Origin of the sequence: Pseudomonas sp. 50_B (assembly GCF_017491625.1) — a bacterium.
In the GTDB taxonomy this organism is placed as follows: Bacteria; Pseudomonadota; Gammaproteobacteria; order Pseudomonadales; family Pseudomonadaceae; genus Aquipseudomonas; species Aquipseudomonas danubii.
Window position 1 is genome coordinate 1 of record NZ_JAFGYX010000042.1, and the last position, 16,550, is coordinate 16,550.

Annotated in this window: 12 protein-coding genes, 1 tRNA gene and 1 pseudogene; all 14 read left to right on the top strand. The window is 55.7% G+C overall.

Annotated elements, in window-relative coordinates; genetic code table 11:
- Nucleotides 1-146: pseudogene (locus J5M73_RS30315) on the top strand (elongation factor Tu); the annotation flags it as partial.
- Nucleotides 147-200: 54 nt separating this feature from the next.
- Nucleotides 201-276: transfer RNA gene (locus tag J5M73_RS30320), tRNA-Trp, on the top strand.
- A 45-nt stretch (nucleotides 277-321) separates the two neighbouring features.
- Nucleotides 322-690, top strand: a complete 369-nt coding sequence (gene secE, locus J5M73_RS30325; RefSeq protein ID WP_047306325.1) for a preprotein translocase subunit SecE — start codon at nucleotides 322-324, stop codon at nucleotides 688-690.
- A 9-nt stretch (nucleotides 691-699) separates the two neighbouring features.
- Complete coding sequence (gene nusG, locus J5M73_RS30330; protein WP_010443972.1) at nucleotides 700-1,233, top strand: transcription termination/antitermination protein NusG; 534 nt, start codon at nucleotides 700-702, stop codon at nucleotides 1,231-1,233.
- 118 nt (nucleotides 1,234-1,351) lie between these two features.
- Nucleotides 1,352-1,783, top strand: a complete 432-nt coding sequence (gene rplK / locus J5M73_RS30335; protein ID WP_003176435.1) for a 50S ribosomal protein L11 — start codon at nucleotides 1,352-1,354, stop codon at nucleotides 1,781-1,783.
- Nucleotides 1,783-2,478: a 50S ribosomal protein L1 gene (gene rplA / locus J5M73_RS30340; RefSeq protein WP_011063782.1), complete on the top strand. Its 696-nt coding sequence runs from the start codon at nucleotides 1,783-1,785 to the stop codon at nucleotides 2,476-2,478. Before rplK ends, rplA begins: the two co-directional genes overlap by 1 nt.
- A gap of 199 nt (nucleotides 2,479-2,677) precedes the next feature.
- Entirely contained in the window at nucleotides 2,678-3,178 is a 501-nt protein-coding gene (gene rplJ / locus J5M73_RS30345) for a 50S ribosomal protein L10 (RefSeq protein ID WP_016968679.1), read from the top strand.
- Between the two features lie 80 nt (nucleotides 3,179-3,258).
- Nucleotides 3,259-3,624: a 50S ribosomal protein L7/L12 gene (gene rplL / locus J5M73_RS30350; protein WP_011063780.1), complete on the top strand. Its 366-nt coding sequence runs from the start codon at nucleotides 3,259-3,261 to the stop codon at nucleotides 3,622-3,624.
- 221 nt (nucleotides 3,625-3,845) lie between these two features.
- Entirely contained in the window at nucleotides 3,846-7,919 is a 4,074-nt protein-coding gene (rpoB, locus tag J5M73_RS30355; RefSeq protein WP_016968678.1) for a DNA-directed RNA polymerase subunit beta, read from the top strand.
- A gap of 64 nt (nucleotides 7,920-7,983) precedes the next feature.
- The gene (gene rpoC / locus J5M73_RS30360) at nucleotides 7,984-12,183 is read left to right on the top strand and encodes a DNA-directed RNA polymerase subunit beta' (protein ID WP_102865259.1); all 4,200 of its coding nucleotides are present in this window, start codon (nucleotides 7,984-7,986) and stop codon (nucleotides 12,181-12,183) included.
- Between the two features lie 201 nt (nucleotides 12,184-12,384).
- Nucleotides 12,385-12,756 carry a 30S ribosomal protein S12 gene (gene rpsL / locus J5M73_RS30365; protein ID WP_003186084.1) on the top strand — a complete coding sequence of 124 codons (372 nt, stop codon included), beginning with the start codon at nucleotides 12,385-12,387 and terminating at the stop codon, nucleotides 12,754-12,756.
- Nucleotides 12,757-12,867: 111 nt separating this feature from the next.
- A complete protein-coding gene (rpsG, locus tag J5M73_RS30370; RefSeq protein ID WP_007925959.1) occupies nucleotides 12,868-13,338 on the top strand; it encodes a 30S ribosomal protein S7 in 471 nt (156 codons plus the stop codon).
- Between the two features lie 30 nt (nucleotides 13,339-13,368).
- Nucleotides 13,369-15,516: an elongation factor G gene (gene fusA / locus J5M73_RS30375; protein ID WP_102865260.1), complete on the top strand. Its 2,148-nt coding sequence runs from the start codon at nucleotides 13,369-13,371 to the stop codon at nucleotides 15,514-15,516.
- Between the two features lie 34 nt (nucleotides 15,517-15,550).
- On the top strand, nucleotides 15,551-16,550 hold a 1,000-nt coding region (gene tuf / locus J5M73_RS30380; protein WP_207816818.1), incomplete at its 3' end, for an elongation factor Tu.

Genomic DNA, 16,550 nt, shown 5'->3' on the forward strand with positions numbered 1-16,550 from the left:
GCGTTGAAATGGTAATGCCAGGTGACAACATCCAGATGACTGTCACTCTGATCAAAACCATCGCGATGGAAGATGGTCTGCGTTTCGCTATCCGTGAAGGCGGTCGTACCGTCGGCGCCGGCGTCGTGGCCAAAGTCATCGAATAAGCTCTTGAAATATCTCCATCGGGCCGACATAATGGTCGGCCTGATTTTGTTTTTAGGTCAGTAGCTCAATTGGCAGAGCGACGGTCTCCAAAACCGTAGGTTGGGGGTTCGATTCCCTCCTGACCTGCCAGATTCACTCAATGTGTCTGGCTTTCTTTTCACAGGATCTTCATAGATGACTCCTAAGGCTGAAGCTCAAGGCTCTCGCTTCGATCTGCTCAAGTGGCTCGTTGTGGTTGCTTTGGTGATTGTTGGTGTTGTTGGCAATCAGTACTATTCTGCTTCGCCGATCCTGTACCGCGTATTGGCGCTGCTTGCCATTGCCGCAGTTGCTGCCTTCATTGGTCTGCAAACTGCCAAGGGCAAGTCGTTCTTCGTGTTGGTTAAGGAAGCGCGCACTGAGATTCGTAAAGTCGTATGGCCAACTCGCCAAGAGACCACGCAGACCACGCTTATTGTAGTGGCTGTGGTTCTGGTCATGGCGTTGCTGTTGTGGGGGCTAGATTCCCTGCTTGGCTGGCTTGTTTCCTTGATTGTTGGCTAAGGGTGTCCCGTGGCTAAGCGTTGGTACGTTGTGCATGCTTACTCGGGTTACGAGAAGCATGTAATGCGCTCGTTGATCGAGCGTGTAAAGCTGGCTGGCATGGAAGATGGCTTCGGCGAGATTCTGGTCCCCACTGAAGAAGTGGTTGAGATGCGCAATGGCCAGAAGCGCAAAAGCGAGCGCAAGTTCTTTCCAGGCTATGTGCTGGTTCAAATGGACATGAATGAGGGTACTTGGCACTTGGTCAAGGACACTCCTCGTGTCATGGGTTTCATTGGTGGTACTGCTGATAAGCCAGCGCCTATCACTGATAAAGAGGCGGAAGCAATTCTGCGTCGCGTTGCTGATGGCAGCGATAAGCCCAAGCCTAAGACGCTGTTCGAGCCAGGTGAAGTGGTCCGTGTTACTGACGGCCCGTTCGCAGACTTTAACGGTACGGTCGAAGAAGTTAACTACGAAAAGAGCCGGATCCAAGTGGCGGTGCTCATTTTCGGTCGCTCTACTCCGGTAGAGCTAGAGTTCAGTCAGGTCGAGAAGGTCTAACTGGACGAGAATCCCATACCCCGCAGCCTTAGGCTGTGGGGTTTTTTCGTCACTGGGATAAACGCGCAAGTAACCGGGGAGCCTTTCTAGGCGTCTGAACCCGTAATTGGAGTGCCTCATGGCTAAGAAGATTACTGCTTACATCAAGCTGCAAGTTAAGGCCGCTCAGGCCAACCCAAGCCCGCCCGTTGGTCCAGCTCTGGGTCAGCACGGCGTGAACATCATGGAATTCTGCAAGGCTTTCAACGCCCGTACTCAGGGTCTTGAACCAGGTCTGCCGACTCCTGTGATCATCACTGTTTACAGTGACCGCAGCTTCACTTTCGAAACTAAGAGCACCCCTGCTTCGGTTCTGCTGAAGAAAGCTGCTGGCCTGACCAGCGGTTCCGCTCGTCCGAACACCGTTAAGGTTGGCACTGTTACCCGTGCTCAGCTGGAAGAAATCGCGAAAACCAAAAACGCGGATCTGACTGCAGCTGATATGGATGCAGCCGTGCGTACTATCGCCGGTTCTGCTCGTAGCATGGGCCTTAACGTGGAGGGTGTGTAATGGCTAAGCTGACCAAGCGCCAAAAGGCTATCGCCGGCAAGATTGAAGCAGGCAAGGCCTACAACTTCGTAGAAGCCGCCGCTCTCCTGACCGAGCTGTCGACCGTTAAGTTCAGCGAGTCCGTAGACGTAGCTGTGAACCTGGGTGTAGACCCACGTAAATCTGACCAGGTTGTTCGTAGTGCTACCGTGCTGCCACACGGCACTGGCAAGACTGTACGTGTTGCTGTGTTTACTCAGGGTCCAGCTGCTGAAGCTGCTCTGGCTGCCGGCGCAGACCGCGTAGGTATGGATGATCTGGCTGCCGAAATGAAAGGCGGCGACCTGAACTATGACGTAGTTATTGCTTCTCCGGATGCAATGCGCGTTGTAGGTCAGCTGGGTCAGGTTCTGGGTCCTCGTGGCCTGATGCCTAACCCGAAAGTCGGCACTGTAACCCCAGACGTGGCCTCGGCAGTTAAGAACGCCAAGGCTGGTCAGGTTCGCTACCGCACCGACAAAAACGGCATTATCCACACCTCCGTTGGCAAGGTCGGCTTCGACGCCGTCAAGCTGAAGGAAAACGTTGAAGCCCTGATCGCTGACTTGAAGCGTATCAAGCCAGCTTCTTCGAAAGGTATCTACGTCAAGCGCGTTACCCTGAGCACCACCATGGGTCCAGGTCTGGTCATCGACCAAGGCTCGCTGGACGTATAAGACACAGGCTGGCACAAGCGATTGCGCCAGTTGAAAAAATTGGGGTCCCTGCCTGGCGGGGGCTATCCAAGACCGTAGGCGACGCAAGTCTTAAACCTCAAGCCTACGCAGATGGTGCTCCCGGTTCCTTACCGAATCAGACACCAAAACGACATCCAGCCCAGGTTGGATGAAACGGTAACAAGCAGGAGTTAAACCCGTGGCAATTAAACTCGAAGACAAGAAGGCCATCGTCGCTGAAGTCAACGAGGCTGCCAAAGTCGCTCTGTCTGCTGTTGTGGCTGATGCCCGCGGTGTGACAGTAGGCGCAATGACCGGACTCCGTAAAGAGGCCCGCGAAGCTGGTGTTTACGTACGTGTTGTACGTAACACCCTGCTCAAGCGCGCTGTTGAAGGCACTCAATATGACGTGCTCAACGACGCGTTCGTCGGCCCTACCCTGATTGCATTCTCCAAGGAACATCCGGGCGCTGCTGCTCGTATTTTCAAAGAGTTCGCAAAGGGTCAGGACAAGTTCGAGATCAAGGCAGCTGCGTTCGAGGGCAAGTACCTCGCAGCAAACGAGATCGACGTGTTGGCTTCGCTGCCAACTCGCGACGAAGCTATTGCGAAGCTGATGAGCGTGATTCAAGGCGCTACCAGCAAGCTGGCTCGTACTCTGGCGGCTATTCGCGACCAGAAAGAAGCTGCTGCTGCCTAAGGCACCGCAAGCCCTTTCAAAATCATATGTTTAATTTGATGGCTGCGTAGGCTGTCACCCCAATACAGGAATTTATAGTCATGTCTCTGACTAACGAGCAAATCATCGAAGCAATCGGCCAGAAAACCGTTCTGGAAGTTGTTGAGCTGATCAAAGCAATGGAAGAAACCTTCGGCGTTACCGCTGCTGTTGCCGCTGCTGGCCCAGCTGCTGCTGCCGCTGTTGTTGAAGAGCAAACTGAATTCAACGTCATGCTGACCGAAGCTGGCGAGAAGAAAGTTAACGTGATCAAGGCTGTACGTGAGCTGACCGGTCTGGGCCTGAAAGAAGCCAAGGCTGTAGTTGACGGCGCTCCTGCCATGGTTCTGGAAGCTGTTGCTAAAGAAGCAGCTGACAAAGCCAAAGCAGCTCTGGAAGAAGCAGGCGCTAAAGTCGAGCTCAAGTAAGCATCGACTTTGTGTCTCCAGCCCAAGCGTTAAGCGAACGGCTGATGGCTGGTGGCTTTTGCCACCGGCCTTTTTCCGTTATTGGCGACCGACTGGGTCGGTGCCTTTAACGTGCTGTAACCCACCCTGTGCGGTGGCGCAAACCAAAGGGTTTGCACGATTTTCTGGCTGCTCCCGTCGGGAGGAGCCGAATAAGCAGGTGACCAAGCTGGGGAACGCTGATGGCTTACTCATATACTGAGAAAAAACGTATCCGCAAGGACTTTAGCAAGTTGCCGGACGTCATGGATGTGCCGTACCTCCTGGCCATCCAGCTGGATTCGTATCGTGAATTCTTGCAAGCGGGAGCGACTAAAGATCAGTTCCGCGACGTGGGCCTGCATGCGGCCTTCAAATCCGTTTTCCCGATCATCAGCTACTCCGGCAATGCTGCGTTGGAGTATGTCGGTTATCGCCTGGGCGAACCGGCGTTTGATGTTAAAGAATGCGTGTTGCGTGGTGTGACTTACGCCGTACCTTTGCGGGTAAAAGTTCGTCTGATCATTTTCGACAAAGAATCGTCGAACAAAGCGATCAAGGACATCAAAGAGCAAGAAGTCTACATGGGTGAAATCCCCCTGATGACTGAGAACGGTACCTTCGTAATCAACGGTACCGAGCGTGTAATCGTTTCCCAGCTGCACCGTTCCCCTGGCGTATTCTTCGACCACGACCGTGGCAAGACGCACAGCTCCGGTAAGCTGCTGTACTCCGCGCGGATCATTCCTTACCGCGGTTCGTGGCTGGACTTCGAGTTCGACCCGAAAGACTGCGTGTTCGTCCGTATCGACCGTCGCCGCAAGCTGCCTGCGTCGGTTCTGCTGCGCGCGCTGGGTTACACCACTGAAGAAGTGCTGGATGCTTTCTACACCACCAACGTATTCCACGTGAAAGGCGAGAGCCTGAGCCTGGAACTGGTGCCTCAGCGCCTGCGTGGTGAAATTGCCGTTCTGGACATCCAGGATGACAAGGGCAAGGTTATTGTCGAGCAGGGTCGTCGTATCACCGCTCGCCACATCAACCAGCTGGAAAAAGCCGGTATCAAAGAGCTGGATGTACCTCTGGACTACGTCCTGGGGCGTACCACCGCCAAGGCTATCGTGCACCCGGCTACTGGTGAAATCCTGGCAGAGTGCAACACCGAGCTGAATACCGAGATCCTGGCAAAAATCGCCAAGGCCCAGGTTGTTCGCATCGAAACGCTGTACACCAACGACATCGACTGTGGCCCGTTCGTTTCTGACACTCTGAAGATCGACTCCACCAGCAACCAATTGGAAGCGCTGGTCGAGATCTATCGCATGATGCGTCCTGGCGAGCCGCCAACCAAAGATGCTGCCGAGACTCTGTTCAACAACCTGTTCTTCAGCCCTGAGCGCTATGACCTCTCCGCCGTTGGCCGGATGAAGTTCAACCGTCGTATCGGTCGTACCGAGATCGAAGGTTCGGGCGTCCTGTGCAAAGAGGACATCGTTGCCGTACTGAAGACTCTGGTCGACATCCGTAACGGTAAAGGCATCGTCGACGACATCGACCACCTGGGTAACCGTCGTGTTCGTTGCGTAGGCGAAATGGCCGAGAACCAGTTCCGCGTTGGTCTGGTGCGTGTAGAGCGTGCGGTCAAAGAGCGTCTGTCGATGGCCGAAAGCGAAGGCCTGATGCCGCAAGACCTGATCAATGCCAAGCCAGTGGCTGCGGCAGTGAAAGAGTTCTTCGGTTCCAGCCAGCTGTCGCAGTTCATGGACCAGAACAACCCGCTCTCCGAGATCACCCACAAGCGTCGTGTCTCCGCACTCGGCCCAGGTGGTCTGACCCGTGAGCGTGCAGGCTTCGAAGTTCGTGACGTGCACCCGACTCACTACGGTCGTGTATGCCCGATCGAGACGCCGGAAGGTCCGAACATCGGTCTGATCAACTCCCTGGCGGCCTATGCGCGCACCAACCAATACGGCTTCCTCGAGAGCCCGTACCGTGTGGTGAAAGACGCCCTGGTCACTGACGAGATCGTGTTCCTGTCCGCCATCGAAGAGGCCGATCACGTGATCGCCCAGGCTTCGGCGACCATGAACGACAAAGGTCAGCTGATCGATGAGCTGGTGGCTGTTCGTCACTTGAACGAATTTACCGTCAAGGCGCCGGAAGACGTCACCTTGATGGACGTTTCGCCGAAGCAGGTAGTTTCGGTTGCAGCGTCGCTGATTCCGTTCCTCGAGCACGACGACGCCAACCGTGCGTTGATGGGTTCCAACATGCAGCGTCAGGCTGTACCGACCCTGCGTGCTGATAAGCCGCTGGTAGGTACCGGCATGGAGCGCAACGTTGCCCGTGACTCCGGCGTTTGTGTCGTGGCTCGCCGTGGCGGCGTGATCGACTCGGTCGATGCCAGCCGTATTGTGGTTCGTGTTGCGGATGACGAAGTCGAAACTGGCGAAGCCGGTGTTGATATCTACAACCTGACCAAGTACACCCGCTCCAACCAGAACACCTGCATCAACCAGCGTCCGCTGGTGAGAAAGGGTGATCGGGTTCAGCGCAGCGACATCATGGCCGACGGCCCGTCCACCGATATGGGTGAGCTGGCTCTGGGTCAGAACATGCGTATCGCGTTCATGGCATGGAACGGCTTCAACTTCGAAGACTCCATCTGCCTGTCCGAGCGTGTGGTTCAGGAAGACCGCTTCACCACGATCCACATCCAGGAACTGACCTGTGTGGCCCGTGACACCAAGCTTGGCCCAGAGGAAATCACTGCGGACATCCCGAACGTGGGTGAGGCTGCACTGAACAAGCTGGACGAAGCCGGTATCGTTTATGTAGGTGCTGAAGTTGGCGCAGGCGACATCCTGGTCGGTAAGGTCACTCCGAAAGGCGAGACTCAGCTGACTCCGGAAGAGAAACTGCTGCGCGCGATCTTCGGTGAAAAAGCCAGCGACGTTAAAGACACGTCCCTGCGTGTGCCTACTGGTACCAAAGGTACTGTCATTGACGTACAGGTCTTCACTCGTGACGGCGTTGAGCGTGATGCTCGTGCACTGTCCATCGAGAAGAGCCAGCTCGACGAGATCCGCAAGGATCTGAACGAAGAGTTCCGCATCGTTGAAGGCGCAACCTTCGAGCGTCTGCGCTCCGCTCTGGTCGGCCATAAAGCCGAAGGCGGCGCCGGTCTGAAGAAAGGTCAGGAAATCACCGACGAAGTTCTCGACGGTCTTGAGCATGGCCAGTGGTTCAAACTGCGCATGGCTGAAGATGCTCTGAACGAGCAGCTCGAGAAGGCTCAGGCCTACATCGTTGATCGCCGCCGTCTGCTGGACGACAAGTTCGAAGACAAGAAGCGCAAACTGCAGCAGGGCGATGACCTGGCTCCAGGCGTGCTGAAAATCGTCAAGGTCTACCTGGCAATCCGTCGTCGCATTCAGCCGGGCGACAAGATGGCCGGTCGTCACGGTAACAAGGGTGTGGTCTCCGTGATCATGCCGGTTGAAGACATGCCGCACGATGCCAATGGCACCCCGGTCGACGTGGTCCTCAACCCGCTGGGCGTACCTTCGCGTATGAACGTTGGTCAGATTCTCGAAACTCACCTGGGCCTCGCGGCCAAGGGGCTGGGCGAGAAGATCAACCGCATGGTTGAAGAGCAGCGTAAGGTGGCAGAACTGCGCACCTTCCTGGATGAGATCTACAACCAGATCGGTGGTCGTAACGAAGACCTGGACAGCTTCTCCGATCAGGAGATTCTGGATCTGGCGAACAACCTGCGCGGCGGTGTGCCTATGGCCACTCCGGTGTTCGACGGCGCCAAGGAAAGCGAAATCAAGGCGATGCTGAAACTGGCGGACCTGCCAGAGAGCGGCCAGATGCAGCTGACCGACGGCCGTACCGGCAACAAGTTCGAGCGTCCAGTTACCGTTGGCTACATGTACATGCTGAAACTGAACCACTTGGTAGACGACAAGATGCATGCTCGTTCTACCGGTTCGTACAGCCTGGTTACCCAGCAGCCGCTGGGTGGTAAGGCGCAGTTCGGTGGTCAGCGTTTCGGGGAGATGGAGGTCTGGGCACTGGAAGCATACGGTGCTGCATACACTCTGCAAGAAATGCTCACAGTGAAGTCGGACGATGTGAACGGTCGTACCAAGATGTACAAAAACATCGTGGACGGCGATCACCGTATGGAGCCGGGCATGCCCGAGTCCTTCAACGTGTTGATCAAAGAAATTCGTTCCCTCGGCATCGATATCGATCTGGAAACCGAATAACACGTGACGCGAATCGAGAGCGGGGCAGGATTGCCCGCTCTCTGCTCCGCCAGGAGGAAAGGCCTTGAAAGACCTACTGAATTTGCTGAAAAACCAGGGTCAAGTCGAAGAGTTCGACGCCATCCGTATTGGATTGGCCTCGCCTGAGATGATCCGTTCTTGGTCGTTCGGCGAAGTTAAAAAGCCGGAAACCATCAACTACCGTACGTTCAAGCCTGAGCGTGACGGCCTGTTCTGCGCCAAGATCTTTGGCCCGGTAAAGGATTACGAGTGCCTGTGCGGTAAGTACAAGCGCTTGAAGCATCGCGGCGTGATCTGCGAGAAGTGCGGCGTTGAAGTTGCACTGGCCAAGGTTCGTCGTGAGCGCATGGCGCACATCGAACTGGCTTCGCCGGTTGCCCACATCTGGTTCCTGAAATCGCTGCCGTCCCGCATCGGCTTGCTGATGGACATGACCCTGCGTGATATCGAGCGCGTTCTCTACTTCGAGAGCTACGTTGTTATCGATCCAGGCATGACCACCCTGGAAAAGGGTCAGTTGCTGAACGACGAGCAGTACTTCGAGGCGCTGGAAGAGTTCGGTGATGACTTCGACGCCCGCATGGGTGCCGAGGCTGTCCGCGAGCTGCTGCACGCTATCGACCTGGAGCACGAGATTGGCCGTCTGCGTGAAGAGATTCCGCAAACCAACTCGGAAACCAAGATCAAGAAGCTGTCCAAGCGTCTGAAGTTGATGGAAGCCTTCCAGGGTTCCGGCAACCTGCCAGAGTGGATGGTGTTGACCGTTCTGCCGGTTCTGCCGCCAGATCTGCGTCCACTGGTTCCGCTGGATGGCGGTCGCTTTGCGACTTCCGACCTCAACGACCTGTATCGTCGAGTGATCAACCGTAACAACCGCTTGAAGCGCCTGCTTGATCTGTCCGCTCCGGACATCATCGTGCGCAACGAAAAGCGTATGTTGCAGGAAGCTGTCGATGCACTGCTCGACAACGGCCGTCGTGGCCGTGCTATCACCGGTTCCAACAAGCGTCCTCTGAAATCCCTGGCTGACATGATCAAGGGTAAGCAAGGTCGTTTCCGTCAGAACTTGCTCGGTAAGCGTGTTGACTACTCCGGTCGTTCGGTAATTACCGTAGGTCCGACCCTGCGTCTGCACCAGTGCGGTCTGCCGAAGAAGATGGCTCTCGAGCTGTTCAAGCCGTTCATTTTCGGCAAGCTGGAAATGCGTGGTCTCGCTACCACCATCAAAGCCGCCAAGAAGATGGTCGAGCGCGAGCTGCCGGAAGTTTGGGACGTTCTCGCTGAAGTGATTCGCGAACACCCAGTGCTGCTCAACCGTGCACCGACCCTTCACCGTCTGGGTATCCAGGCGTTTGAACCGGTACTGATCGAAGGTAAGGCTATCCAGCTGCACCCTCTGGTCTGTGCTGCGTACAACGCCGACTTCGACGGCGACCAAATGGCCGTGCACGTACCGCTGACGCTGGAAGCCCAGCTGGAAGCGCGTGCGTTGATGATGTCGACCAACAACATTCTGTCGCCAGCCAACGGTGAGCCAATCATCGTTCCGTCGCAGGACGTTGTATTGGGTCTGTACTACATGACCCGTGAAGCGATCAACGCCAAGGGCGAAGGTCGTGTGTTCGCCGACCTGCAGGAAGTCGACCGCGTATTCCGCGCCGGCGAAGCAGCTCTGCACGCCAAGATCAAGGTTCGTATCAACGAAACCGTTAACGATCGTGATGGCGGCAGCGTCAGCGCTACCCGTATCGTCGACACTACTGTCGGCCGTGCGCTGCTGTTCCAGGTTGTGCCGAAAGGTCTGTCGTTCGACGTCGTCAACCTGCCGATGAAGAAGAAGGCGATCTCCAAGCTGATCAACCAGTGCTACCGCGTGGTAGGTCTGAAAGAGACCGTAATCTTCGCTGACCAGTTGATGTACACCGGTTTCGCTTACTCGACCATTTCCGGCGTTTCCATCGGTGTTAACGACTTCGTTATCCCGGATGAAAAAGCCCGCATCATCGGTGCTGCCACCGACGAAGTGAAAGAAATCGAGAGCCAGTACGCCTCCGGCCTGGTAACCCAGGGCGAGAAGTACAACAAGGTGATCGACCTTTGGTCGAAAGCCAACGACGAAGTATCCAAGGCGATGATGGCCAACCTCTCGAAAGAGAAAGTCATCGACCGCAATGGCGACGAAGTCGAGCAAGAATCGTTCAACTCGATGTACATGATGGCTGACTCGGGTGCGCGGGGTTCCGCTGCACAGATCCGCCAGCTGGCCGGTATGCGTGGTCTGATGGCCAAGCCGGACGGCTCCATCATCGAAACGCCGATTACTGCGAACTTCCGTGAAGGTCTGAGCGTACTCCAGTACTTCATCTCGACTCACGGTGCTCGTAAAGGTCTGGCGGATACCGCGTTGAAAACTGCGAACTCCGGTTACCTGACTCGTCGTCTGGTAGACGTGGCGCAGGATCTGGTTGTAACCGAGATCGATTGCGGCACCGAACACGGCCTGCTGATGACTCCGCACATTGAAGGCGGTGACGTTGTAGAGCCACTGGGTGAGCGCGTATTGGGTCGTGTTATCGCCCGTGACGTATTCAAGCCGGGTACCGAGGACGTCATCGTTCCTGCTGGCACTCTGGTAGACGAGAAGTGGGTTGAGTTCATCGAGCTGAACAGCATCGACGAAGTGATCGTGCGTTCGCCGATCAGTTGCGAAACTCGTTATGGCATCTGCGCCAAGTGCTACGGCCGTGACCTGGCTCGCGGTCACCTGGTGAACATTGGTGAAGCGGTCGGCGTAATCGCTGCCCAGTCCATCGGTGAGCCGGGTACCCAGCTGACCATGCGTACGTTCCACATCGGTGGTGCGGCAAGCCGGACCTCGGCAGCGGACAGCGTACAGGTGAAGAATGGCGGTACCGTCCGTCTGCATAACCTGAAGCATGTTGAGCGTGTTGACGGTCACCTGGTAGCTGTATCCCGTTCTGGCGAGCTGGCAATTGCCGACGACTTCGGTCGTGAGCGCGAGCGCTACAAGCTGCCTTACGGTGCTGTGATTTCGGTGAAGGAAGGCGATAAGGTCGACGCTGGTGCCATCGTGGCCAAGTGGGATCCGCACACTCACCCAATCGTTACCGAAATGAAAGGTACCGTGACCTACGTGGGCATGGAAGAAGGCATCACGATCAAGCGTCAGACTGACGAATTGACCGGTATGACCAACATTGAAGTACTTGACGTCAAAGACCGTCCAGCTGCCGGTAAGGACATTCGTCCAGCGGTGAAGATGGTGGGTATGGATGGCAAGGATCTGCTGCTGCCAGGTACTGACGTACCGGCCCAGTACTTCCTGCCGGCTAACGCACTTGTAGGTGTTGCTGACGGTGCGCAGATTGCGATCGGTGATGTTATCGCTCGTATTCCGCAAGAGACTTCGAAGACCCGTGACATCACCGGTGGTCTGCCGCGTGTTGCCGACTTGTTCGAAGCTCGTCGTCCGAAAGAGGCCTCGATTCTGGCTGAAGTCAGCGGCACCATCGCGTTCGGTAAAGAGACCAAAGGCAAGCGCCGCCTGGTCATTACCCCGAACGACGGTAGCGATCCGTATGAGGAGCTGATTCCGAAGTGGCGTCACCTGAACGTCTTCGAAGGCGAACAAGTGAACCGCGGCGAAGTTATCTCCGACGGCCCGAGCGATCCACACGACATCCTGCGTCTGCTGGGTGTAAGTGCGCTGGCCAAGTACATCGTCAACGAGATCCAGGACGTTTACCGTCTGCAAGGCGTGAAGATCAACGATAAGCACATCGAGACCATCCTGCGTCAGATGTTGCGTAAGGTTGAGATTGCCGAGTCTGGCGACTCCAGCTTCATCAAGGGCGACCAGATGGAACTGACTCACGTACTGGTAGAAAACGAGCGTCTGAGCGCTGAAGACAAGTTCATCTCCAAGTTCACCCGCGTATTGCTGGGTATTACTAAGGCGTCCTTGTCCACTGAGTCGTTCATCTCGGCGGCCTCTTTCCAAGAGACCACTCGTGTACTGACCGAAGCGGCAGTGACCGGCAAGCGTGACTACCTGCGCGGCCTGAAGGAAAACGTGGTTGTGGGTCGTCTGATCCCGGCCGGTACCGGCCTGGCTTACCACAGCGAGCGCAAGCGTCGTCGTGATGCAGACAAGCCTCTGCGCGTAAGCGCGAGCGAAGTCGAAGCAGCACTGACTGAAGCGCTGAACTCCAGCGGTAACTGAGGTCTGCAATAGATTGAGATGGGGCCCCGGTTTTTCCGATTGAGAATCGAGACACTTTTTGTCGAGGTTCGCTGATCGGGGAGCCCGGGGCCTTGCCTTGACTGGGGGCAAGATCCTCTTTAGACTCTTGTACCCCTAAATTTGGTGGAGCTTGTGCTCTGCCATTTTGTTTATGTCGAAAGACAACAGTGGAGCTAGTAGATGGCAACTATCAACCAGCTGGTACGTCAGCCGCGTAAGCGTATCGTCGAGAAATCCGACGTGCCTGCGCTGCAGAACTGCCCGCAACGTCGTGGCGTGTGCACTCGCGTGTATACCACTACGCCGAAAAAACCTAACTCGGCACTGCGTAAAGTATGCCGTGTGCGTCTGACCAACGGTTTCGAGGTTTCCTCGTATATCGGTGGTGAGGGCCACAACCTGCAAGAGCACAGCGTCGTACTGATTCGTGGCGGCCGTGTAAAAGACTTGCCAGGTGTTCGTTACCACACCGTTCGCGGCTCCCTGGATACCTCCGGCGTTAAAGGTCGTAACCAAGGTCGTTCGAAGTACGGTACCAAGCGTCCGAAGTAATCGGCCGTTTTGCAGTTTTTAATTATATTGAGTCGATAAGAGTAAGGTCGGGCACGCGTCCATTGGATCAACTGTCCCGAGCTAACCTGAAGACCGTTTGAGGGCTTATCAATGCCAAGACGTCGCGTAGCAGCCAAACGTGAGATTCTGGACGATCCGAAATACGGAAGCCAGATCCTCGCCAAGTTCATGAACCACGTAATGGAAAGCGGTAAGAAAGCCGTTGCCGAGCGTATCGTTTATGGCGCGCTGGAAAAAGTTAAAGAGCGCAAGAACAGCGATCCCCTGGAAATCTTCGAGAAAGCTCTCGACGCCATCGCTCCGCTGGTCGAAGTGAAGTCGCGCCGTGTAGGCGGTGCTACTTACCAGGTTCCGGTCGAAGTTCGTCCGTCCCGTCGTAACGCTCTGGCAATGCGCTGGTTGGTAGACTTCGCCCGCAAGCGCGGCGAGAAGTCTATGGCTCTGCGTTTGGCTGGCGAACTGCTGGACGCTGCCGAAGGCAAAGGTGCTGCAGTTAAGAAGCGTGAAGACGTTCACCGTATGGCTGAAGCCAACAAGGCTTTCTCGCACTACCGCTTCTAATCTCAGCATCATTCATTTTGCGAGGGCTTTATGGCTCGTACTACAGCAATCAACCGCTACCGTAACATCGGTATCTGTGCCCACGTTGACGCGGGCAAGACTACCACTACCGAGCGGATCCTGTTTTACACAGGTCTCAGCCATAAGATGGGTGAGGTGCATGACGGCGCTGCTACCACCGACTGGATGGTGCAGGAGCAGGAGCGGGGTATTACCATTACCTCCGCTGCTGTAACTACCTTCTGGAAAGGTTCGCGCGGCCAATACGATAACTATCGTGTAAACGTTATCGATACCCCTGGCCACGTAGACTTCACCATCGAAGTAGAGCGTTCGCTGCGCGTACTCGACGGCGCGGTCGTTGTGTTCTGCGGTACTTCCGGTGTTGAGCCTCAGTCTGAAACCGTATGGCGTCAAGCCAACAAGTACGGCGTTCCACGTGTTGTTTACGTGAACAAGATGGACCGTGCCGGCGCTAACTTCCTGCGTGTTGTTGGTCAGATCAAAAACCGCCTGGGTCACACCCCGGTTCCGGTTCAGCTGGCTATCGGCGCTGAAGATAACTTCGAAGGTCAGGTTGATCTGATCAAGATGAAGGCTATCTACTGGAACGACGACGACAAGGGTACTACCTATCGCGAGGAAGAAATTCCTGCCGATATGCTGGACCTGGCTAACGAGTGGCGCTCCAACATGGTTGAAGCCGCTGCTGAAGCCAACGAAGAGTTGATGAACAAGTACCTTGAAGAGGGTGACCTGACTCCAGAAGAGATCAAGGCTGGTCTGCGTGCGCGCACCCTGGCTAGCGAAATCGTTCCGGCTGTCTGCGGCTCTTCGTTCAAGAACAAGGGTGTTCCCCTGGTTCTCGACGCCGTTATCGACTTCCTGCCTGCACCTACCGAGATCCCGGCGATCAAAGGTATCCATCCGGATCTCATCGAGAAGCCGAAGGATGAGCTGGTAGAGGCGGATTACGACGAGCGTCACGCTGATGATGCTGAACCGTTCTCGGCTCTGGCATTCAAGATCGCTACCGACCCGTTCGTTGGTACTCTGACTTTCGTGCGCGTTTACTCGGGCTTCCTGAGCTCGGGCGACTCCGTGATCAACTCGGTCAAGGGCAAGAAAGAGCGCGTTGGTCGTATGGTGCAGATGCACGCCAACCAGCGTGAAGAGATCAAGGAAGTACGTGCAGGCGATATCGCTGCCCTGATCGGCATGAAGGACGTCACCACTGGTGACACTCTGTGCGATCTCGACAAGCAGATCATTCTTGAGCGTATGGACTTCCCTGAGCCTGTGATTTCGGTAGCGGTAGAGCCGAAAACCAAGCAGGACCAGGAAAAGATGGGTATTGCACTGGGCAAGCTGGCTCAGGAAGACCCGTCGTTCCGCGTCAAGACCGACGAAGAGACCGGTCAGACCATCATTTCCGGTATGGGTGAGCTGCACCTGGACATCCTCGTTGATCGCATGAAGCGCGAGTTCAACGTCGAAGCCAACATCGGCAAGCCGCAGGTTTCGTACCGCGAGAAGATCAGCAAGAGCAACGTCGAGATCGAAGGCAAGTTCGTTCGTCAATCCGGCGGTCGCGGTCAGTTCGGTCACTGCTGGATCCGTTTCTCGGAGCCGGACGTCGATGCGAACGGCAACATCACCGAAGGTCTGGTCTTCACCAACGAAGTTGTTGGTGGTGTGGTTCCTAAGGAATACATCCCGGCTATCCAGAAGGGTATCGAAGAGCAGATGAAGAACGGCGTCGTTGCCGGTTATCCGCTGATCGGCCTGAAGGCTACCGTGTTCGATGGTTCCTACCACGACGTCGACTCCAACGAGATGGCGTTCAAGGTGGCGGCCTCCATGGCGACCAAGCAGCTGGCCCAAAAGGGTGGCGGCGTTGTGCTCGAGCCGATCATGAAGGTTGAAGTAGTAACCCCAGAGGACTACATGGGTGACGTGATGGGTGACCTGAACCGTCGTCGTGGTCTGATTCAGGGTATGGATGACTCGGTGTCCGGCAAGGTTATCCGTGCTGAAGTTCCACTGGGTGAAATGTTCGGTTATGCAACTGACGTTCGTTCCATGTCTCAGGGTCGCGCGAGCTACTCCATGGAATTCTCCAAATACGCCGAAGCTCCGTCGAACATCGTCGAAGCTCTCGTTAAAAAACAAGGCTGATTCAGTCTCCCCTTTAGGCTAGGAGTTAATTGTCGTGGCTAAAGAAAAATTTGAACGTAACAAACCGCACGTCAACGTTGGCACTATCGGTCACGTTGACCACGGTAAAACCACTCTGACTGCTGCTCTGACTCGCGTTTGCTCCGAAGTTTTCGGTTCGGCTCGTGTTGACTTCGACAAGATCGACAGCGCTCCAGAAGAAAAAGCTCGTGGTATCACCATCAACACTGCACACGTAGAGTACGATTCGCACATTCGTCACTACGCGCACGTTGACTGCCCAGGTCACGCCGACTACGTCAAAAACATGATCACCGGTGCTGCCCAGATGGACGGCGCGATCCTGGTTTGCTCGGCTGCTGATGGTCCGATGCCACAAACTCGTGAGCACATCCTGCTGTCCCGTCAGGTAGGCGTTCCGTACATCGTTGTCTTCCTGAACAAGGCTGACATGGTTGACGACGCTGAGCTGCTGGAACTGGTTGAGATGGAAGTGCGCGATCTGCTGAGCACTTACGACTTCCCAGGTGATGACACTCCAATCATCATCGGTTCGGCTCTGATGGCCCTGAATGGTCAAGACGACAACGAAATGGGTACCACCGCTGTTAAGCGTCTGGTAGAAACTCTGGACACTTACATCCCAGAGCCAGAGCGTGCAATCGACAAGCCGTTCCTGATGCCAATCGAAGACGTATTCTCGATCTCCGGTCGTGGCACCGTGGTAACTGGTCGTGTTGAGCGTGGCATCGTTCGCATCCAGGAAGAAGTTGAGATCGTTGGTCTGCGCGATACTCAGAAGACTACCTGCACCGGCGTTGAAATGTTCCGCAAGCTGCTCGACGAAGGTCGTGCTGGCGAGAACTGCGGCGTTCTGCTGCGTGGTACCAAGCGTGACGACGTTGAGCGTGGCCAGGTTCTGGTTAAGCCAGGTACCGTTAAGCCGCACACCAAGTTCACCGCTGAGGTTTATGTTCTGAGCAAGGAAGAAGGCGGCCGTCATACTCCGTTCTTCAAAGGCTACCGTCCACAGT

What these genes read in the sequence shown, in the direction of transcription:
- secE (WP_047306325.1), top strand. Translation starts at nt 322, where the DNA reads ATGACTCCTAAGGCTGAAGCTCAAGGCTCTCGCTTCGATCTGCTCAAG.
- rplK (WP_003176435.1), top strand. Translation starts at nt 1,352, where the DNA reads ATGGCTAAGAAGATTACTGCTTACATCAAGCTGCAAGTTAAGGCCGCT.
- rplA (WP_011063782.1), top strand. Translation starts at nt 1,783, where the DNA reads ATGGCTAAGCTGACCAAGCGCCAAAAGGCTATCGCCGGCAAGATTGAA.
- rplL (WP_011063780.1), top strand. Translation starts at nt 3,259, where the DNA reads ATGTCTCTGACTAACGAGCAAATCATCGAAGCAATCGGCCAGAAAACC.
- rpoB (WP_016968678.1), top strand. Translation starts at nt 3,846, where the DNA reads ATGGCTTACTCATATACTGAGAAAAAACGTATCCGCAAGGACTTTAGC.
- rpsL (WP_003186084.1), top strand. Translation starts at nt 12,385, where the DNA reads ATGGCAACTATCAACCAGCTGGTACGTCAGCCGCGTAAGCGTATCGTC.
- rpsG (WP_007925959.1), top strand. Translation starts at nt 12,868, where the DNA reads ATGCCAAGACGTCGCGTAGCAGCCAAACGTGAGATTCTGGACGATCCG.
- fusA (WP_102865260.1), top strand. Translation starts at nt 13,369, where the DNA reads ATGGCTCGTACTACAGCAATCAACCGCTACCGTAACATCGGTATCTGT.